Below are 15,028 nucleotides of genomic sequence, written 5' to 3' on the forward strand. Positions count from 1 at the left end.
CCCCCTCACAGACCGTTGAGCTTCGACTGGGTGCCCAGCGGGCGGAACCCATCCCCCGTGCCGAGGTCGTTCCGCACGAACAGGCCCGAGGCGCCGCGCAGCGAACCCTTTTCAGAACCCAGCCGGCCCATCAAGACCTTCACGTGCTGGTCCCACGTGTCCGCCACCTTCTTCAGGCCCACGGCCGTATCCCAGCCGTCGAAGCCCTTGACCGTGGTGCTGGTGCTCTCGTCCGCGTACTCGGTGGCCTTCGTGGTGTTCGGCTCCAGCTCGGTCTCGATCGTGTTGGCGGCAGACCTCTTCTGCGCCGGCGTCGACGCGAAAGTCCCCCCGCCCCCGCCCCCGCCGTCGGCTGCCGGAACGCCGTTGAGCCGCATCGCTGCCTGATCGGCGGCCCTGGCTCTCTCGCTGCCCCACTCCTGCGTGAAGTCCCCCGACACGACCGCCCCCGTTCAACTCGACACGTTGTTCCCTGCAGACCGTCAAACGGTCCATGCCCGCGGACAAACCACGAACCTACGATGATGTGCAGGAGCTGCGGTGGCCGCTGGCCGATGCCTGCCGCGTCCAGTACTGCCGCGCGGCAGCGACCACCGGATAACGGGCACGGCGCAGCTCTCCTCGACACAGGGCGTTCCTTGATCCTCTCGGCCGCTTCGCGGCAGCACATTGCCGTCGACCGGCAGTCTTCACCCACCATCAGCTGCCGGTGAAGGCCCCTTTGCTGCCTATGGCAACCTGATTGCGCGTCAACGGGTTCGCCGACGCGACGAGAACGGGGGGAGTGCGTGAGGGAGCGGGAAGCACCGCAAGACCAGCTGACGGGGTACGCCGAGTGCCTGCGCGACGCCTGCACCACCGGGCGCCGGATGACGCGCTCCGAGCTGGAGGCACGCCGCGCCGCGGGGGAGCGCGCCGCGGAGCTCGGCCTCACGCTGCGCGTGATGATCCGCGAGCACCTGGCCGTGTCCCAGGAGGTCCTCACCCGGGTGCCGATCCAGCATGCAGGCTCCCTGCTTGCCGTGACCGAACAGGCAGTGGACGCCTTCGTCGAAGGCTACGAGCGCGCCCAGCACCAGGCCGTGCGCCAGGAGGAGGCCGCACGTCGCGAGTTCATCGACGACCTCCTCTACGGGCGCAGCGATCTCGGGAGGCTGGCAGAGCGCGCAGAACGCTTCGGGCTGCGCCTGTCCCAGGCCCACGCGGTGGCCGTGGCGAGCGGACCTGAGCCGTACGGAGACGGTTACCCGGTGGCCCGCGGGATCGAGTCGGCGGTGCTGACCCGGTTCGCGGGCCGGCAGATCCTGCTCACCACCAAGGACGGGCGGCTGATCTGTGTGGCCCCCGGCGACCAGCCGGACGTTCTGGCGTTCTTCGCCAAGCAGGCGTACGGCGCCACCGATGGCGGCAGAGTGGCCATAGGCCGCTCCCATCCCGGCGCCGGCGGCGTGGTGCACTCCTACGAGGAGGCACTCAACGCCCTCGATCTTGCCGAGCGGATGGGCCTGGACGGGCCGGTGCTGCACGCCGCTGACCTGCTGGTCTACCCGGTTCTGACGCGGGACCGGCAGGCGATGGCCGACCTGGTGGAAAATGTGCTGGGCCCGCTCCGTAACGGGCGCGGCGGCGCCCAGACCTTCATCGACACCCTCACCGCCTATTTCGACAGCGGCTGCGTGGCGACCGAGGCCGCACGGAGGCTGTCGCTGAGCGTGCGGGCGCTGACCTACCGGCTGGAGCGGATCCACAGCCTGACCGGCGCCGATCCGGCCGACCCGGTCAACCGCTACACCCTTCAGACCGCGGTGATCGGCGCCCGCCTGCTCGACTGGCACGACACCCAGGGGTGAGCCCCCGCCTCAGGGCGCGCGGTTCCTGCGAGCCGCCGCCCGGTGCTCGCGGACGCGGCAGACCGTGCCGGGGAAGGCGGTGCCAGCATCGTTCGTCAGCTGACGCTCTGCTGTTCGGCTCGGGCTCGGGTGGTGGCGACGCGGTAGGAGTCGGTGCCCGTTTCGACGATGTTGCCACTGGTAATTTGCGGTCCTTCATTGTGATCTTCCTCCTTTCCGTCTGACCAGACGCTGGCCCGATTCACTGGATGCCGGCTCGTCTGCGATCGATGTGCCGGCGCGGTCGCCGGTGCCCGGCGCGTCCTTGGCGAGCCGGCCTGCGAGTGCGCTGACCGGGCATCGACCAGGTGAGGACGCCGAGTGTGAGCAGAGCGAGCGCCGGCAGCACGGCGACGATGATTCCCATCGGCAAGGCGTCGGTGGCGCCGCCCGCGCCTGCCAGCGGAGCAAGTGCCCCGCCGAACATGAACTGGCAGAAGCCGAGCAGAGCGGCTGCCGACCCGGCGTGTCCGCCGTGGTCGGCCAGGGCCTGGGCCGCGGCGTTCGGCATGACCAGGCCCACGCTGGAGACCAGGACGAACAGGCCGATCAGGAGCACGGGCAGGGGTGCCCGTGTCAGCACGGCGCCCAAGACCGTGGTGCCACCGGCTGTCGCGCCCAGCAGACCGGCGAGCAGCAGCACGCGGGCGCCGGCCCGGGCCACCAGCCGGCCGCTGATCTGGGCGGCCGCAATGAGTCCGGCTGCGTTGACGGCGAACACGGCGCTGTACTGCTGCGGTGACAGGCCGTGGATTTCCTGCAGGACGAACGGCGAGCCGGAGATGTAGGCGAACATCGCCGCGAAGACCAGGCCGTTGGCCAGGACGTACCCGGTGAAGACCCGGTCGCTGAGCAGCTGCCCGACGACAGCCGGCAGCGGCTGGCGTGGCGCGGAGGACCGTGTCTCCGGCAGTCCTGCGGCGGAGGCCGCCAGCATCACGGCGCCGAGTACGGCCAGGCTCACGAAGATCCCCGGCCAGGCCGTGACGCGCAGTAGCTGGCCGCCGAGGACCGGCGCGAACACCGGCGCCAGGCCGGTGATCAAGGTCAGTGCGGAGAAGAGACGTGCGGTGCGGGTTCCGGAGGTGCGGTCGCGGACCATGGCGTTGGCGATGACGATGCCGAACGCCCCGCCGATGCCCTGGACCAGGCGTAGGCCGACGAGGGTCCGGACGTCGGGCGCCACCGCGCAGAGCGCGCTGGCGATCGTGTAGAGGGCGAGGCCCGCCAGCAACGGACGCCGCCGGCCGTAGGTGTCGCTCAGCGGCCCGGCGATCAGCTGCCCGATGGCCAGCCCGGCCAGGCAGGCGGTGATGGTGAGCTGGGTGGCCGCGGCGCTGGCGCGCAGGTCGCCGGCGAGGTCCGGCAGTCCGGGCAGGTAGCCGTCGATGGACAGTGGTCCCAGGGCCACGAGCGCTGCGAGCAGGACGATGAATCGGGTGTGCCGGCCGGCGGCGTCGTTGCTCATGGCTCAGTACGCCACGGTGATGCGGCGGCGGATCGCGGTGCCGCTCTCGATCGTGTCGGCCAAGGCGATCGCGTAGTCGGCGTACGAGATGCGGCTGTTGCCGTCGTCGTCGGTGAGCAGGGTGTCCCCGGCGCTGCGGTAGGCCCCGGTCCGCTCGCCCGCTCCGATGACCGCGGCGGGCGACACGTACGTCCAGTCGAGGTCGTGCACGCCGCGGTAGAGGTCGAGCGCTTCGGACTGGGCCTCGGCGTTGGCCTTCCACAGCGCGGGGAAGTCCGGGTCGTCCATGACCCGGGCGCCGGTCGGCGTGCGCAGGCTACCGGCACCGCCGATGGTGACCAGGCGGGTGACGCCGGCTCGGCGGAGTCCGTCGATCAGCGCACGGGCGGCACCGACGATCGTGGCGCGGTCGTTCTCCTGGCCGATCCGGGGGCCGACGGCCGACAGTACGGCGTCGTGGGAGGCGGCGAGGCCGGCGACCGCGGCGGCGTCGGTGACGTCACCGGTGGTCACGGTCAGGGCCTTGTGCCCCAGTCCGTCGACGTGGCCGGCTCGGGTGACCGCGGTGACGGTGTGGCCGCGACGCAGTAGTTCCTCGGTGGTGGGCCGGCCGATGTTGCCGCTGGCACCGAACAGGACGATCTTCATGTGTTGCTCCTTGTTTCTGATGGTCACAGGACGGGCTGGCCGTCGGCGACGATGGCCGCGGTGATGCCGCGCTCGTCGGCGGCGTGCTGGAAGCGCTGCTCGATGTCGGGTTGTTCGGTGTAGAACGGCGGGTTGTGGAACAGGCCGTAGTGCATGGCGCAGACGGTGCCGGCGCCGAGTGCGACGGCGGCCTCGACGCCCTGCTCCGGGGTCATGGTCGCCGGGACGTTGGCCGCGTAGCCCTCGAAGTGGGCGATGACGCCGTTGACCGGGACGAACGCGACGTCGAACGGGCCGTGGTCGCGGGCGATCTGCCACCAGCTGCCGTGCCACTGGGTGTCGCCGCAGTGGATGACCCGTCGGCCGGCGCCTTCGACGACCCAGGCGACCTGGTCACAGTCGTTGCCGCGCCAGTCCAGCGAGGTCACCGGAGTGACGGTCAGCTCTCCGATGCGGCGTGACCGGCCCAGGTCCTGGGCGACGGGGGTGATGCCCGCCTCGTGCAGCGCCGCCGCGCTCGGGGTGTGGCAGCCGATCGTGCCGGTGGCCGCGATCCGGGCGATCAGGTCGTGGTCGTAGTGGTCGGGGTGCAGGTGGGTGATGAGGGCGTGGGTGCCGGGCGGGGTATCGACCGGGTCGACCGGCCGGTGCGGCGGCCCCATCACCGGCGCCAGCGGAGCGACGTTCTCGAGCGGGTCGATCAGCAGGCGGGTGTCGCCGAGACGGATCTCGACGCCGGCCCAGGCCAGCCGACGCACGGAAAGGGTGGGGGTCATGGGCAGCGACGCTAGACCGACGTTGTTGAGAAAGTCAACAAGAGAGTTTTGAATCTCAACACCACGATGTAGGGTGGTGGCATGCGCACCTATGGGCAGTACTGCGGCATCGCGAAAACACTGGACACCGTCGGCGACCGATGGACCCTGCTGATCGTTCGTGAACTGTTCGCCCTGGGTCCGTGCCGGCACACCGACCTGCGCAACGGGCTGCCCGGGATCGCCAGCAACCTGCTGGTCGACCGGCTCCGCGAACTCGAGGAAGCCGGCCTGATCCACCGCGAGGCCGCCCCGCCGCCGGTGGCCACCACCCTGTTCTCCCTCACCGAGCGTGGCCGCGAGCTGGAGCCGGTGCTGCGGGAGCTGAGCCGGTGGGGCATGCCGCTGTTGCGTGAGCCGGGCGGCAGCGACACCTTCCGCACCCACTGGCTGGACATGCCCGCCCGGGCACTGACCGACCACCGCCCCGACCAGCCGGCAATCGCCCTGCAACTGCACGCCGACGGCAGCGAGGACCTGGTCATCGAAGTCAAGGACGGCTCGGTTCACACACACGCCGGCCGGGTCGACCACCCCACCGCGTCACTGACCGGACCGCCGCACCTGCTGGCCGCGACCCTGCTCGGCGACCTCGATCTGAGCGCCGCAGAACAGCAAGGCCTGCGGCTCAGCGGCGAACGCGAGGCAGTACTGCGCATCCTGCCCCGCTGATCCGGTTGTGAGACTGGTAGGAACATCGGTACAGCGGTTGGCGCTGATATTGATCATGGTCGGGGTGAGGGCGCTGACCCGGTTCTCGTAGTCGCGGCTGGCCTTGCGCTGGGCCGGGACAGCGGGGAGGCCGTGGCCGCCGTCGAGCAGCTGGCAGCGGGCGAGGAACTGGCGGTGTACGGCGGGGACGGCGCTGACGCGGAGGGTGTAGCCCTGGCCGCGCCGTACGGTCATCCCCTGGTCGAGCGCGGCGCGCTCGGCGGGCTCCAGCTCGGTGGTGCGGAGGTGGTCGGCGACGCTGGTTCTGATCGCGCCGCGGCTGACGCCGTGGTCGCGGGCGAGGGCGGCGATGGAGCGGCCTTCCGGGTACGCGGTGCGCACGATCGCGGCCGTCGCGGCCGCCACGGCGGGGCGGAGCCCGCCCTTCGCGCCCTTGGCCTCGGCAGCGCGCAGCCCGTCGTAGGTCAGCTCGCGCTGGAGTTCGCCGGCGGCCGCGAGGGTCTGCACCATGAACTTCACGGTGGACACCAGCTCGCCGGTGCGCGGGTGGCGGGCGGTGAAGTCCATCGCGGTAGCCGTCTGCTTCGCTGTCCTGGGCGGCGCCGGCCAAAGCGTCCGCCACGGCCTGCGGGCTCGTGCTGTATGTACGGCACAGCCGTACCGCGCAGCGACCAGTGCCCGTCCTGCGCACCTGCACACGCCGGGTATGCCCGGCCCGTTCGCATGGACCGCGGCTGGCCCGCGGTGTCATGGACCATCAGTGTTCCCGCCCCGCTTCATCGCGGGCCTGCCCGGCACCGAGCCGACCCGATGCGATGACTGCAGGAAGGCAACGATCGTGCTCATCACCCGAAGGGCAGTGCTACGGGGCGGGGTGGCCTCGGCGGCAGGGGCGGCACTCGCCCTGGGACACGTCAGCGGTACGCCGGTGGAGGCCGCCACAGCGCCACTTCCAGCGCCGGCGGCCTGGCGTGAGTTGCGCCGTGCGGTGGGTTCTTCCTCGCGGCTGTACCGCCCGCAGGATCGCGGCCACGCCGCCCTGGCCGGCTCCGACAATCAGCGCTACGCGGCCGTCCGCCGCGCGGGAGTGCTCAGCTGCGCCACCCAGGAGGACGTGGCGGCTGCTCTGCGCTGGTGCGCGAGGCACGCCGTGCCCTTCGCACCGCGCTCGGGCGGCCACAACTACGCCGGCTTCTCGACCACCAGCGGTCTGGTGATCAGCGTTCGTCCCATCCGGCAGGTGGAAGCCCGCGGACGCCGGCTGCACCTGGGCGGCGGAGCGACCAACTCCGACATGCACGCTGCCCGCGACGCGGGGCTGTACTTCCCCGGCGGACGCTGCGCCGGTGTCGGCGTCGCCGGGCTCACTCTCGGCGGCGGACTCGGCTTCAACGACCGCAAGTGGGGCCTGACCTGCGATCATCCGGCCGAGACGCAGGTGGTCCTGTCCGACGGGACCGTGGTGCGTGCCAGCGGGCGCGAGAACACCGACCTGTTCTGGGCCTGCCGGGGCGGGGCGGGCGGCAACTTCGGCATCAACACGGCCTTCGTCTTCGACGCCGTACCCGTGGACCGGCTGCGTGCCACGGTCTTCGACCTCTCCTTCGATTTGCCGGCCGGGGTGCGGGTGATGGACGAGGTGCGCGAGATCCTGGACGCGCACCGCGCAGACGACTTCGACCTGCGCATCGGATTCAAGAACGCGGGCGACGGCACCGCCTCCCTCGCCCTGCTGGCCAGCGGCTGGGCACCGAGGACGCGCTGCGCCGGGTCCTGCGACCGCTGCTGCGCATGGGCCCGGCCAGGACGTTCGTTGAGGAACGGAGCTTCTGGGGTGCGCAGGACCACCTCATGGAGAGCCCGCAGCCGGGCTGCTACGCCTCCAAGTCCCTGATGCCCGACCGGTGGCCGTCCCCGGACAGGGTCAGCGCCGTCACCGAATGGACCCGTACATGGCGTCCCGGTCCCGGCCCCGCCGCCGGCCACGTGACGTTCTTCGCGATGGGCGGCGCCAGCGGAGGTCCGCGCCCCGACGGGACCGCCTACCCCCACCGCAATGCCGCGTTCGTCCTCGACATCGGCACCAAGTGGAAGCCCGGCACCGCGCCCGCCGACATCAGCACCCTGCTGGAGCAGACCCGCGCCATGCACCGGACACTACGCCGCCACCTGCGAACCGACGCCGCCTACGTCAACTTCCCTGCCCCGGACCTGCGGGACTGGCAGCGCGCCTACTGCGGTGCCAACTACGACCGCCTGGTCGAGGTCAAGCGCCGCTACGACGCGGCCGGCCTGTTCGACTACCCGCAAGCGCTCGGCGGACCCGGCAGCGGGAACAGGTAGCCCGGCAGCGGCGGTGCGAACGTGTTGAGCGGCCGGGGAGCGCGGCTGGTCGCGGCGCAGACGCGTCTCCTCGCGGTCCAGTGTTGCCCAGCGGATTGCGGTGCGCGGGGTGACTGGGATGGGACCGGACGGGTGGTGGCGGATCGATTCGGCTTGCGGTGTCCGGGTGAATGACGGGGTGGACTGCCGGGTGCGGGGCGATAGGGGCCTTTGACGTATCGGTCTCGGGAGGTCCTCGTGAAGCATGTCCGTACGCTTGCTGTGTCGGTCGCGGTGGCTCTGGCTGCGGGAGCAGGTATCGCTTACGCGCAGCAGGGTGCTTCGGCTTCGGCGGACGCCGAGCCGATCGCGCTGCATGCGGTGGGTGGCACCGTCACCCTTGCACCGGGGCAGGCGGGCCAGGTCCGCACCAGCCCCTGCCCGGCCGGTGAGGTGGCGATCAGTGGCAGTGTCGTCGCCGGTAACCCCGGCGACTTCAGCATCAGCGCGGATTCCGCTTACTGGGACGGTGTCCCCAGGGGCTGGTTCTTCAACGGGCGCAACACCAGCGGCTCGGCACTCAACGTGTACGCGTGGGCGTTCTGTACGGCAGGTACCGTGCCGACCCTTGCGGGCGCTGAGCAGAGCGGGCCCGGATCCTGGCAGATGCTGGGCCCTGGCACTCCCGCGGCGCGGTGACATCCTGGGTGTGAGTCGTGCAGGCTGCCTGACGGGTGCCTGACCCGCCCAGGTTGAGTACCTGATCCATATCCTCTGCGGTGCTCCTCTGCCGACGCGCACGTCGGTGGACTCTGTCGCTGATCTTGCCAACTGAGCTACGCGGGGTACGGCTGCATGGAGCCCACGTCACCGACCCCGATACCCACCTGGATCCTCAACAGGTCGGCGCAGCAACTAGTCCTGTTCATGGTGGTGTGTGTTTGTGCTGTTGGCCGCTGGGATGCTGATCAGTGGTTCGGCCGCCGGAGGTCCTTACAGCCCCGCGCCTCCGCCACGGCGGCCCGCTCCCGCTCGACCACCACCCCGACCGGCGCTGCGCCCGGTCAGGCCGCGCCTGCGGAGCCTGCCGTGCCTGCGCACCGGCAGCAGGCCGCCCCGGCCAGGACCTCGGGCCGGGCCAGGTGACTGCCCCCACCGCCGGGTCCGGCGGTGGACCGGGCGGGGCCAGCGGTGCGGCTCAGCTTGACGTTTAACCTCGGTGCCCGGCGGAGCCGATCCCAGACAGACGTGGTGCGGACTGGTGTATGGCCCCTTCCAGCGTTGTCAGGGGTGGGTGCGACGATCCCCGAAGTGGGCGTGAGCTCACTGGTATCTCGACTCGGGGGTGGCTCGGTTTGAACACGTGGCAGGAGTTGTCGACGTCGGTGGAGGAGCGCCTGACGGCCATGTCGTCGTGTGAGCGCGGAGTCTTCGCCGCTGGCACCGCTGAACGGCTCATGAGCTGGCATGAAGCACTGCCCGAGGAGGATCGGGCACCGTTCACGATGAGCCTGCGGCCACTGCTGAACTCAGTGTGGGAGGGCTCCCTCGGAGACTCAACCGCCTTCACAGCCGTGAAGCGGGGTGTGGCTGAGTACATGCTCAGCGAGTACTGCCACAACGATGGGCAGGACGGCCCGGAGGATGCGGACGACAATGCGGCAGCCGTGACGCTTTATGCCGCGCACGCCTACCTGTTCGAGTGCCGTGACTTCGCGGTCTGGGCCAGCCGACGGGCCGTGGACGCTGTGGACGAGCACCTTGAGCACCTCACTGAGCAGGAAGAGGAACTACCCGACCTCGACGAGGCAACCATTGCCGAGCTTCAGCGCCAGCTGCGGGATCTCGACCTCATCGCGACCCACTCGAAGGATCTGCAGCTCGCCAGCCTCGGGCTGCCCGTCGACACTTCGATCCGGCTTCGCGTGGAACTGCGGACCCCTCTTTCCCGCCGGGACTGATATGGCCCATTTGGTCCGGCGTCGAACGAGGGTCGAACTTGTTCGGCGTTTTCCCAGTTCACCAGCGGTGTGAGACTCTGCGGGCCGATTCTGTGCTGAGCGACAATGCAGTACAGAGGCCGGGATCGTGGGGCTGGTCGAGCACGAGGTTCAACGAGACGCGTTGTCGGTGGTGGCGGAGTTCCGCTCGGAGTTGTACGCGTGCCTGACCGCACGGAGCGACGCCCTGTTCGAGCTGTGCGACGCGCTGCTGTGCACCGACGGTCCGGTCCGCACCCTCGTGGACCTGGCGCTCGCTCCCGAGCATCGACGCGGTCACGGGGCCTTGTACTCCGGAATCAATCACGGTCGGATTGACCTCGCCCGGCTGCGACGAGCGCTGACCAGCGTCCCGCTTCCCCGAGCCGGCGACGGTCGGCTGGTGCTGGCGGTAGACGTCTCCCCGTCGCTGCGGCCGGACGCCGACACCTCCTCGGACCGCTCCTTCTGCCATACCTTCGGCCGCGGTCTGGGCAAGCACCAGATGGTGCCCGGCTGGCCGTACTCGATCGTCGCCGCCCTGGAGACCGGCCGGACCTCGTGGACAGCGCTGCTGGACGCGATCCGGCTGGAGCCCGGCGCCGACTTGGCCGCCGTCACCGCCAGCCAGGTCCGCGACGTCGTCCAACGTCTCGTGGACGCCGGCCAGTGGCGTGAGGGCGACCCGGCCCTCATCGACCGCAATGCCGCCGAGTTCAGGCGCCTCCACGTGCTGATTGAGTCGACCGGTGACGCCTTCCGCAAGGCAACCAAGGTCGAGTGGGAGAGCGAGGCCCGCGATCTCTACGTCAAGCGGCTCGCGGAGAGCAAGAGCCTCGCCGAAGCCCTCTCGGGAGCCTTCCGCACGGCGGCGTCGGCCCTCGCCCGTTACAGCGACGCAGTCACGACGGCCAAGGCGCACTACAAGAACGGCAAGACCACGGAGGGACTGCTCTCCTCGGTCATGTCCCGGGAAGCCCAAGCGATCACTTCGACAGCGCGAGCAGCGGAACCCTTGCGGCAGTGGGAGGATCTGCGCGGCACCACTGGCGTGCTGGATTTCTTCGCCGAACTGACGGTCGATGTGGACGCGATCCGGGAGGAGGCGGAGCGCTACTACAGCCAGACCAAAAACCACTTCGGCGACGCCCTCCGCGTCGAGTCCGAGGCCCGTGAGACCTGCACCGCCGACATCAGGGCGGCGTACAGGCAGATCCCGGAGTTCAAGGGGACGATTCCCGACCCGGAACAGTTCCTCAGGAATCTCGGACCGCTTCAGAGCGAAGCGCGGGAGGCACAGGCCAACCCGAACGTCCAGTTGCCGGGCGCAGGCCCCAAGGTTGACTCGATACCTACGCTGCGTTCGGATGTCGTGGTCTCCGAAGCGCTGATGCGCATCGCGAGCCGGGTCGACGGACTCCCGGAGGGGCAGGGCAACAACTACTGGCTGTGGTCCAGCTCCGACGACGGCCGCCGCGAGTACATCTCGGCGAACAAGAATCTGATCAAGGCAGCTGCAAGCGACTCGGGACTTCCGCCCGAAATGGTCGCAGGCATTGCCTGGCAGGAGGTGGAGGGCGACCCCGGCTGGCTCGACGAAGCAGCCTACGAGGGCCGCAAGATCCTGCCGGGCAGCGAGGACCCCGATCAGACCTCGATGGGGCCCATGGCCATCCAGGTCCGGCGCGCTGCCGAGGTGCTCGGGTACGACCCGCACAACCTCACCGACCCTCAGCGGGACCAGGTGGTGTCCGCGATCAAGGACCCTGCGAAGAACATCTTCATCGCCTCCGAGTACCTGGCGCAGCTCAAGGCCGAGAGCGGCTTCGCGGACGTGCCGCCGGAGCAGATGACGCGTGCCCAGATGCAGGAGATCGCCGCCCGCTACAACGGCGGCCCGTACTACGAGAGCGACGCCGCCCAGGCGTATGGTCGTGGCTTCGACCGGAAAGTGGACCAGGCGAAGGAGGCCTTGAGGTGAGCGGGAGCGCGGAACCGGCGGCCGACGTGCATCGCGGGCGCCCGCTGCGGACGGCGAGCCGGGTCGGTACGGCCGTGTGCGCCGTCGTCCTTGTCGTCGGGCATGTGGTGACGGGCTATGTCCTGCTCACCGCGTACATGGTCGAGCCAGACGGCCCCTGGGACAGCCAGGCCGTCAGCAACACCGCGTTCGCGGCCGGCCTCGGACTCGCCTTCTCCATCGCGGCGACCTTGCTCACATGGGTCTTCGTGAAGGCCCAATGGCTGCGCCGCTGGTGGTACGCCATCCCTGCCGGCCTGGCCCTGGCCGCCCTGCTGCGCCTGACGGTCCTCACGCCTCAGCTATGACCGTGGGCCCGGGGGCCACGGTCGTGGTCACCCCGGCAGATCGCCACGGCTGATCAGGATCGCGCGGTGCACGACTGCGACCTGGGGTGTGCCAGGCCCCTTCACCTCGATCCAGGTGCCAAGTTCGGGCAACCAGAAGAGAGCGTGGCATCCAGGCGGGGCAGGCCTGTACACCGTCGGCCATTGCCGTAGCCGATGGCCCTCCGAGAGCTCGGGCAGCGCGCTGCGGCCGATCACGCGGACCACTGGATCAACGCGGCAAAGGCCGTGTCCACCATGTCGAGGGGTCCGGCGGCGCATCCGACCACTGTGGCGCACCCGGGCCACCGGGCTCCCACGGCACGCCCTGCGCCGCCCGTCTCGAAGCGATCGACCGCAGTACTCCTGTCGGATCTGCCGGTTCGCCTGCCGCCTACCGCTGCGCGTCACCAGAATCGGCGCCATGCTCGACTGGATCCCCGCATGGGGGAGTGCCGCACTGATCTCGATGGCGACGACCATCTTCACCGGCCGCTACATCTCGCCACTGCTGGAGGTCCGTAACCGGCGCTTCCAAACGAAGATGCAGGCGCAGGAGAAGATCACGACCAACGCCCTGTCCATCCTGACCGCCGTGATCAGGCTGAGGGAGGTGCAGATTCCCGACGGCGTCACCGACACCCTCCGAGCCGCCCTAGCAGAGGTGTCAACGGGCTCTGAAATTGGTTCAGGCACGGATTCCGTGAAGGGGATCGTGCTGCCGTGCGCTGGTGACGCTCCGTCATCCTAGGCATCATCCTTCGGTCGTGTGAGACCTTGCCGGAGTCGGTGTTCCCGCACCTGGTAACGGTGCTGGTGGAACGCGTGGTGGTGGAGAGCGGCGTGCTGCGGATCGCGGCGAGCACGAAGGGTGAGACGGCGGCCGCGTGTCCGGGGTGCAGGGCATCGTCGATGCGGGTGCACAGCCGCTACGGACGCAGGATCGACGATGCGCCGGTCGGCACCCGGCCGGTACTCATCGAGTTGTCGGTGCGTCGCCTGTTCTGCGACAACAGCGGCTGCGCGAGAGTGACCTTCGCCGAACAGGTCGAGAGACTGGCCAGCCGCTACGGCCGGCGAACGCCCCCGCCGGATGACCGTACTTCGAGTGGTGATGGCGCTACCGGAGCCGAGCTGGGCGGTGCCGCGGGTGCTCGGAGTGGACGAGTTCGCGACCAGGAAGGGACGCCGGCACGGCACGATCCTGCTCGACTGCGAGACCCGCCAGCCCCTGGACCTGCTGCCCGCGCGAGGCCGAGACCCTGGCCGCATGGCTGCGCGAGCACCGCGGCGTCGAGATCGTCTGCCGCGACCGCGCGGCATTCTTCGCCGAAGGCGCGCGCACCGGCGCTCCACAGGCCCAGCACTGCGCAGACAGGTGGCATGTCTGGCACAGCCTCGGCGAAGCCGTCGAACGGCTGGTCTCCCACCACCGCGTTCTCCTGCGCGACCTCGTCGAGTCGGAGCCTACGCCCGAACCCGAACCTGTGCCGACCTCCATGGGCCAGGAGCCATCCGAGCCCTACCCGCCGGGGAAGTTCCTCGACCGGCTCCGCGACACCCACGCGGCGGTCCACGCCCACGTCGAGCAGGGCCTGAGCCTGCGCGAAGTCGCCCGCCGGCTCGGGCTGGGCCGCAACACGGTGCGGAAGTACGCCCGCGCGGCCAGCCCGGAGGCGATGCTGCACGGCCAGTGGCAAGACCGGATCAGCAAACTCGACCGCTACCGGCCCTACCTGGAGCAACGGATCGCGGAGGGCTGCACCAACCTGTCGACCCTCCACCGCGAGCTGCAAGAACGCGGGGCTCGCTGTGCCTACAGCACCCTGCGCGACTACGTCCAGCCGCTGCGTCCCGGGCGCCGGCCCGCAGCCACGCGTCCGCCGATGGCCCGGCCGCCCTCGCCTCGCGAAGCCACCCGCTGGATCATGAGCCACCCCGACCTGCGCGACGACGACCAGTTGCGGTTCAAGACGCTGCTGGCCCGTTCGCCCGAGCTCACGGCCGCCATCACCCACGTCAGGACGTTCGCGACCATCATGACCAACCGTGAAGGAGACCGGCTGCGCGGATGGATCGCAGATGTCTGTGCTGATCAGCAGTGCGGCCTGGCCTCCTTCGCCGCCGGGCTGATCACCGACCTCGACGCCGTCGTCTTCGGCATGAGCACCGAATGGTCCTCCGGTCCCGTCGAGGGCCGCGTCAACGACCTGAAAGCCCTCAAGCGCAGCATGTTCGGCAGAGCGAAACTTCCACTGCTGCGCAAGCGGCTCCTCCTGATCGTGGCCGGCCGCCGCCCCTAACCTCTGGCGCCTTGCGCCTGACGGTCCAGGAACTCGATCAGTCGTGTCTCCGAACGCAGAAGCCGTTCTCGCTGCTCAGGCAGAAGAGACGCGAGGAGGTCGACCAGGACTCGCTTCCGCGGGACGTACACCATGTTGCCGGAGTAGATCCGGCAAGTGGGACACCAGGCGAGCCCGATACACCGCTCGAACATCGAAGACTCGGCTGGATGGAAACGGTACTGGTAGGAACTGACGGGCGTTCCGCAGTCGGCGCAGACGCGTCGATCACCGTCGGGAATCGTGTCCCAGCTCCCGACCTTTCGCCAATGCTGTCGCCCGGCCGGTGCTCTTCAAGTCGTCATGTCGAACATTCTCGCGCACAGAGATCTGCCCAGCACAGCGGCCCGAGCAAAACTCCGACCGACCACAGAACGTAACCGGCTCTTGGCCACCTTCACGGAATCCGTGCCTGAACCCTTTTCACCCGTCACCGACAATCGTCGACATCATCCGGATCCAGCAACAGTGGGCCCGTTCCTTCCTCACCACCCGGGGAACACCGGACGGCGCGAACCCGCGCTTCCACTTCCTGCAGACCCGCAAC

The 15,028-nt window shown here is 69.7% G+C and carries 13 protein-coding genes and 3 pseudogenes; 11 read left to right on the forward strand and 5 right to left on the reverse strand.

Annotation, left to right across the window (positions count from 1 at the left end; translation table 11 throughout):
- Window positions 1-5: 5 nt before the first annotated feature.
- Window positions 6-440 carry a hypothetical protein gene (locus ACFYZS_RS32160; protein ID WP_389020306.1) on the reverse strand — a complete coding sequence of 145 codons (435 nt, stop codon included), beginning with the start codon at window positions 438-440 and terminating at the stop codon, window positions 6-8.
- Window positions 441-788: 348 nt separating this feature from the next.
- On the opposite strand from ACFYZS_RS32160, the gene ACFYZS_RS32165 reads away from it, so the two are divergent.
- Window positions 789-1,850, forward strand: coding sequence for a PucR family transcriptional regulator (locus ACFYZS_RS32165; RefSeq protein WP_389020309.1), 1,062 nt, complete (start codon window positions 789-791; stop codon window positions 1,848-1,850).
- A 241-nt stretch (window positions 1,851-2,091) separates the two neighbouring features.
- Here the strand turns inward: ACFYZS_RS32165 and ACFYZS_RS32170 are convergent, their stop codons facing one another.
- From ACFYZS_RS32170 to ACFYZS_RS32180, 3 genes are read right to left on the reverse strand one after another with little or no spacing between them, the layout of a single operon-like run.
- A complete protein-coding gene (locus tag ACFYZS_RS32170) occupies window positions 2,092-3,357 on the reverse strand; it encodes a multidrug effflux MFS transporter (RefSeq protein ID WP_389020312.1) in 1,266 nt (421 codons plus the stop codon).
- Between the two features lie 3 nt (window positions 3,358-3,360).
- Window positions 3,361-4,005, reverse strand: a complete 645-nt coding sequence (locus ACFYZS_RS32175; protein WP_376104010.1) for an NAD(P)-dependent oxidoreductase — start codon at window positions 4,003-4,005, stop codon at window positions 3,361-3,363.
- A 23-nt stretch (window positions 4,006-4,028) separates the two neighbouring features.
- Window positions 4,029-4,781 (reverse strand): MBL fold metallo-hydrolase, encoded by a 753-nt coding sequence (locus ACFYZS_RS32180; RefSeq protein ID WP_352039915.1) that lies wholly within the window; start codon window positions 4,779-4,781, stop codon window positions 4,029-4,031.
- An 81-nt stretch (window positions 4,782-4,862) separates the two neighbouring features.
- Between ACFYZS_RS32180 and ACFYZS_RS32185 the strand changes: the two genes are divergently transcribed.
- Window positions 4,863-5,492: a winged helix-turn-helix transcriptional regulator gene (locus tag ACFYZS_RS32185; RefSeq protein WP_389020316.1), complete on the forward strand. Its 630-nt coding sequence runs from the start codon at window positions 4,863-4,865 to the stop codon at window positions 5,490-5,492.
- A 60-nt stretch (window positions 5,493-5,552) separates the two neighbouring features.
- Here ACFYZS_RS32185 and ACFYZS_RS32190 read toward each other — a convergent pair.
- Window positions 5,553-6,065 (reverse strand): annotated as a pseudogene (locus tag ACFYZS_RS32190) (hypothetical protein); the annotation flags it as partial.
- Between the two features lie 415 nt (window positions 6,066-6,480).
- Here ACFYZS_RS32190 and ACFYZS_RS32195 point away from each other — a divergent pair.
- The 9 genes and pseudogenes from ACFYZS_RS32195 (at window position 6,481) to ACFYZS_RS32235 (ending at window position 14,442) form a co-directional block, all read left to right on the forward strand.
- Window positions 6,481-7,386 (forward strand): FAD-binding oxidoreductase, encoded by a 906-nt coding sequence (locus tag ACFYZS_RS32195; protein ID WP_389020319.1) that lies wholly within the window; start codon window positions 6,481-6,483, stop codon window positions 7,384-7,386.
- Window positions 7,344-7,835, forward strand: a complete 492-nt coding sequence (locus ACFYZS_RS32200; RefSeq protein ID WP_389020322.1) for a BBE domain-containing protein — start codon at window positions 7,344-7,346, stop codon at window positions 7,833-7,835. The genes ACFYZS_RS32195 and ACFYZS_RS32200 overlap by 43 nt, the downstream gene beginning before the upstream one ends.
- A 237-nt stretch (window positions 7,836-8,072) precedes the next feature.
- Window positions 8,073-8,513, forward strand: a complete 441-nt coding sequence (locus ACFYZS_RS32205) for a hypothetical protein (protein ID WP_389020325.1) — start codon at window positions 8,073-8,075, stop codon at window positions 8,511-8,513.
- 656 nt (window positions 8,514-9,169) lie between these two features.
- On the forward strand, window positions 9,170-9,775 hold the full coding sequence (locus ACFYZS_RS32210) for a hypothetical protein (protein ID WP_389020328.1): 606 nt from the start codon (window positions 9,170-9,172) through the stop codon (window positions 9,773-9,775).
- Window positions 9,776-9,902: 127 nt separating this feature from the next.
- Window positions 9,903-10,490 (forward strand): annotated as a pseudogene (locus tag ACFYZS_RS32215) (transposase); the annotation flags it as partial.
- A gap of 1,280 nt (window positions 10,491-11,770) precedes the next feature.
- On the forward strand, window positions 11,771-12,121 hold the full coding sequence (locus ACFYZS_RS32220) for a hypothetical protein (protein WP_389020331.1): 351 nt from the start codon (window positions 11,771-11,773) through the stop codon (window positions 12,119-12,121).
- Window positions 12,122-12,563: 442 nt separating this feature from the next.
- On the forward strand, window positions 12,564-12,890 hold the full coding sequence (locus ACFYZS_RS32225) for a hypothetical protein (RefSeq protein WP_389020334.1): 327 nt from the start codon (window positions 12,564-12,566) through the stop codon (window positions 12,888-12,890).
- 547 nt (window positions 12,891-13,437) lie between these two features.
- A pseudogene (locus tag ACFYZS_RS32230) lies at window positions 13,438-13,509 on the forward strand (hypothetical protein); the annotation flags it as partial.
- 129 nt (window positions 13,510-13,638) lie between these two features.
- On the forward strand, window positions 13,639-14,442 hold the full coding sequence (locus ACFYZS_RS32235; protein ID WP_389020337.1) for a transposase: 804 nt from the start codon (window positions 13,639-13,641) through the stop codon (window positions 14,440-14,442).
- The last annotated feature ends 586 nt before the right edge of the window (window positions 14,443-15,028 follow it).

The organism is Streptomyces sp. NPDC001903, from assembly GCF_042891345.1.
In the GTDB taxonomy this organism is placed as follows: Bacteria; Actinomycetota; Actinomycetes; order Streptomycetales; family Streptomycetaceae; genus Streptomyces.

What these genes read in the sequence shown, in the direction of transcription:
- ACFYZS_RS32170 (WP_389020312.1), bottom strand. Translation starts at nt 3,357, where the DNA reads ATGAGCAACGACGCCGCCGGCCGGCACACCCGATTCATCGTCCTGCTC.
- ACFYZS_RS32175 (WP_376104010.1), bottom strand. Translation starts at nt 4,005, where the DNA reads ATGAAGATCGTCCTGTTCGGTGCCAGCGGCAACATCGGCCGGCCCACC.
- ACFYZS_RS32180 (WP_352039915.1), bottom strand. Translation starts at nt 4,781, where the DNA reads ATGACCCCCACCCTTTCCGTGCGTCGGCTGGCCTGGGCCGGCGTCGAG.
- ACFYZS_RS32185 (WP_389020316.1), top strand. Translation starts at nt 4,863, where the DNA reads ATGCGCACCTATGGGCAGTACTGCGGCATCGCGAAAACACTGGACACC.
- ACFYZS_RS32200 (WP_389020322.1), top strand. Translation starts at nt 7,344, where the DNA reads ATGGAGAGCCCGCAGCCGGGCTGCTACGCCTCCAAGTCCCTGATGCCC.
- ACFYZS_RS32225 (WP_389020334.1), top strand. Translation starts at nt 12,564, where the DNA reads ATGCTCGACTGGATCCCCGCATGGGGGAGTGCCGCACTGATCTCGATG.
- ACFYZS_RS32235 (WP_389020337.1), top strand. Translation starts at nt 13,639, where the DNA reads ATGGGCCAGGAGCCATCCGAGCCCTACCCGCCGGGGAAGTTCCTCGAC.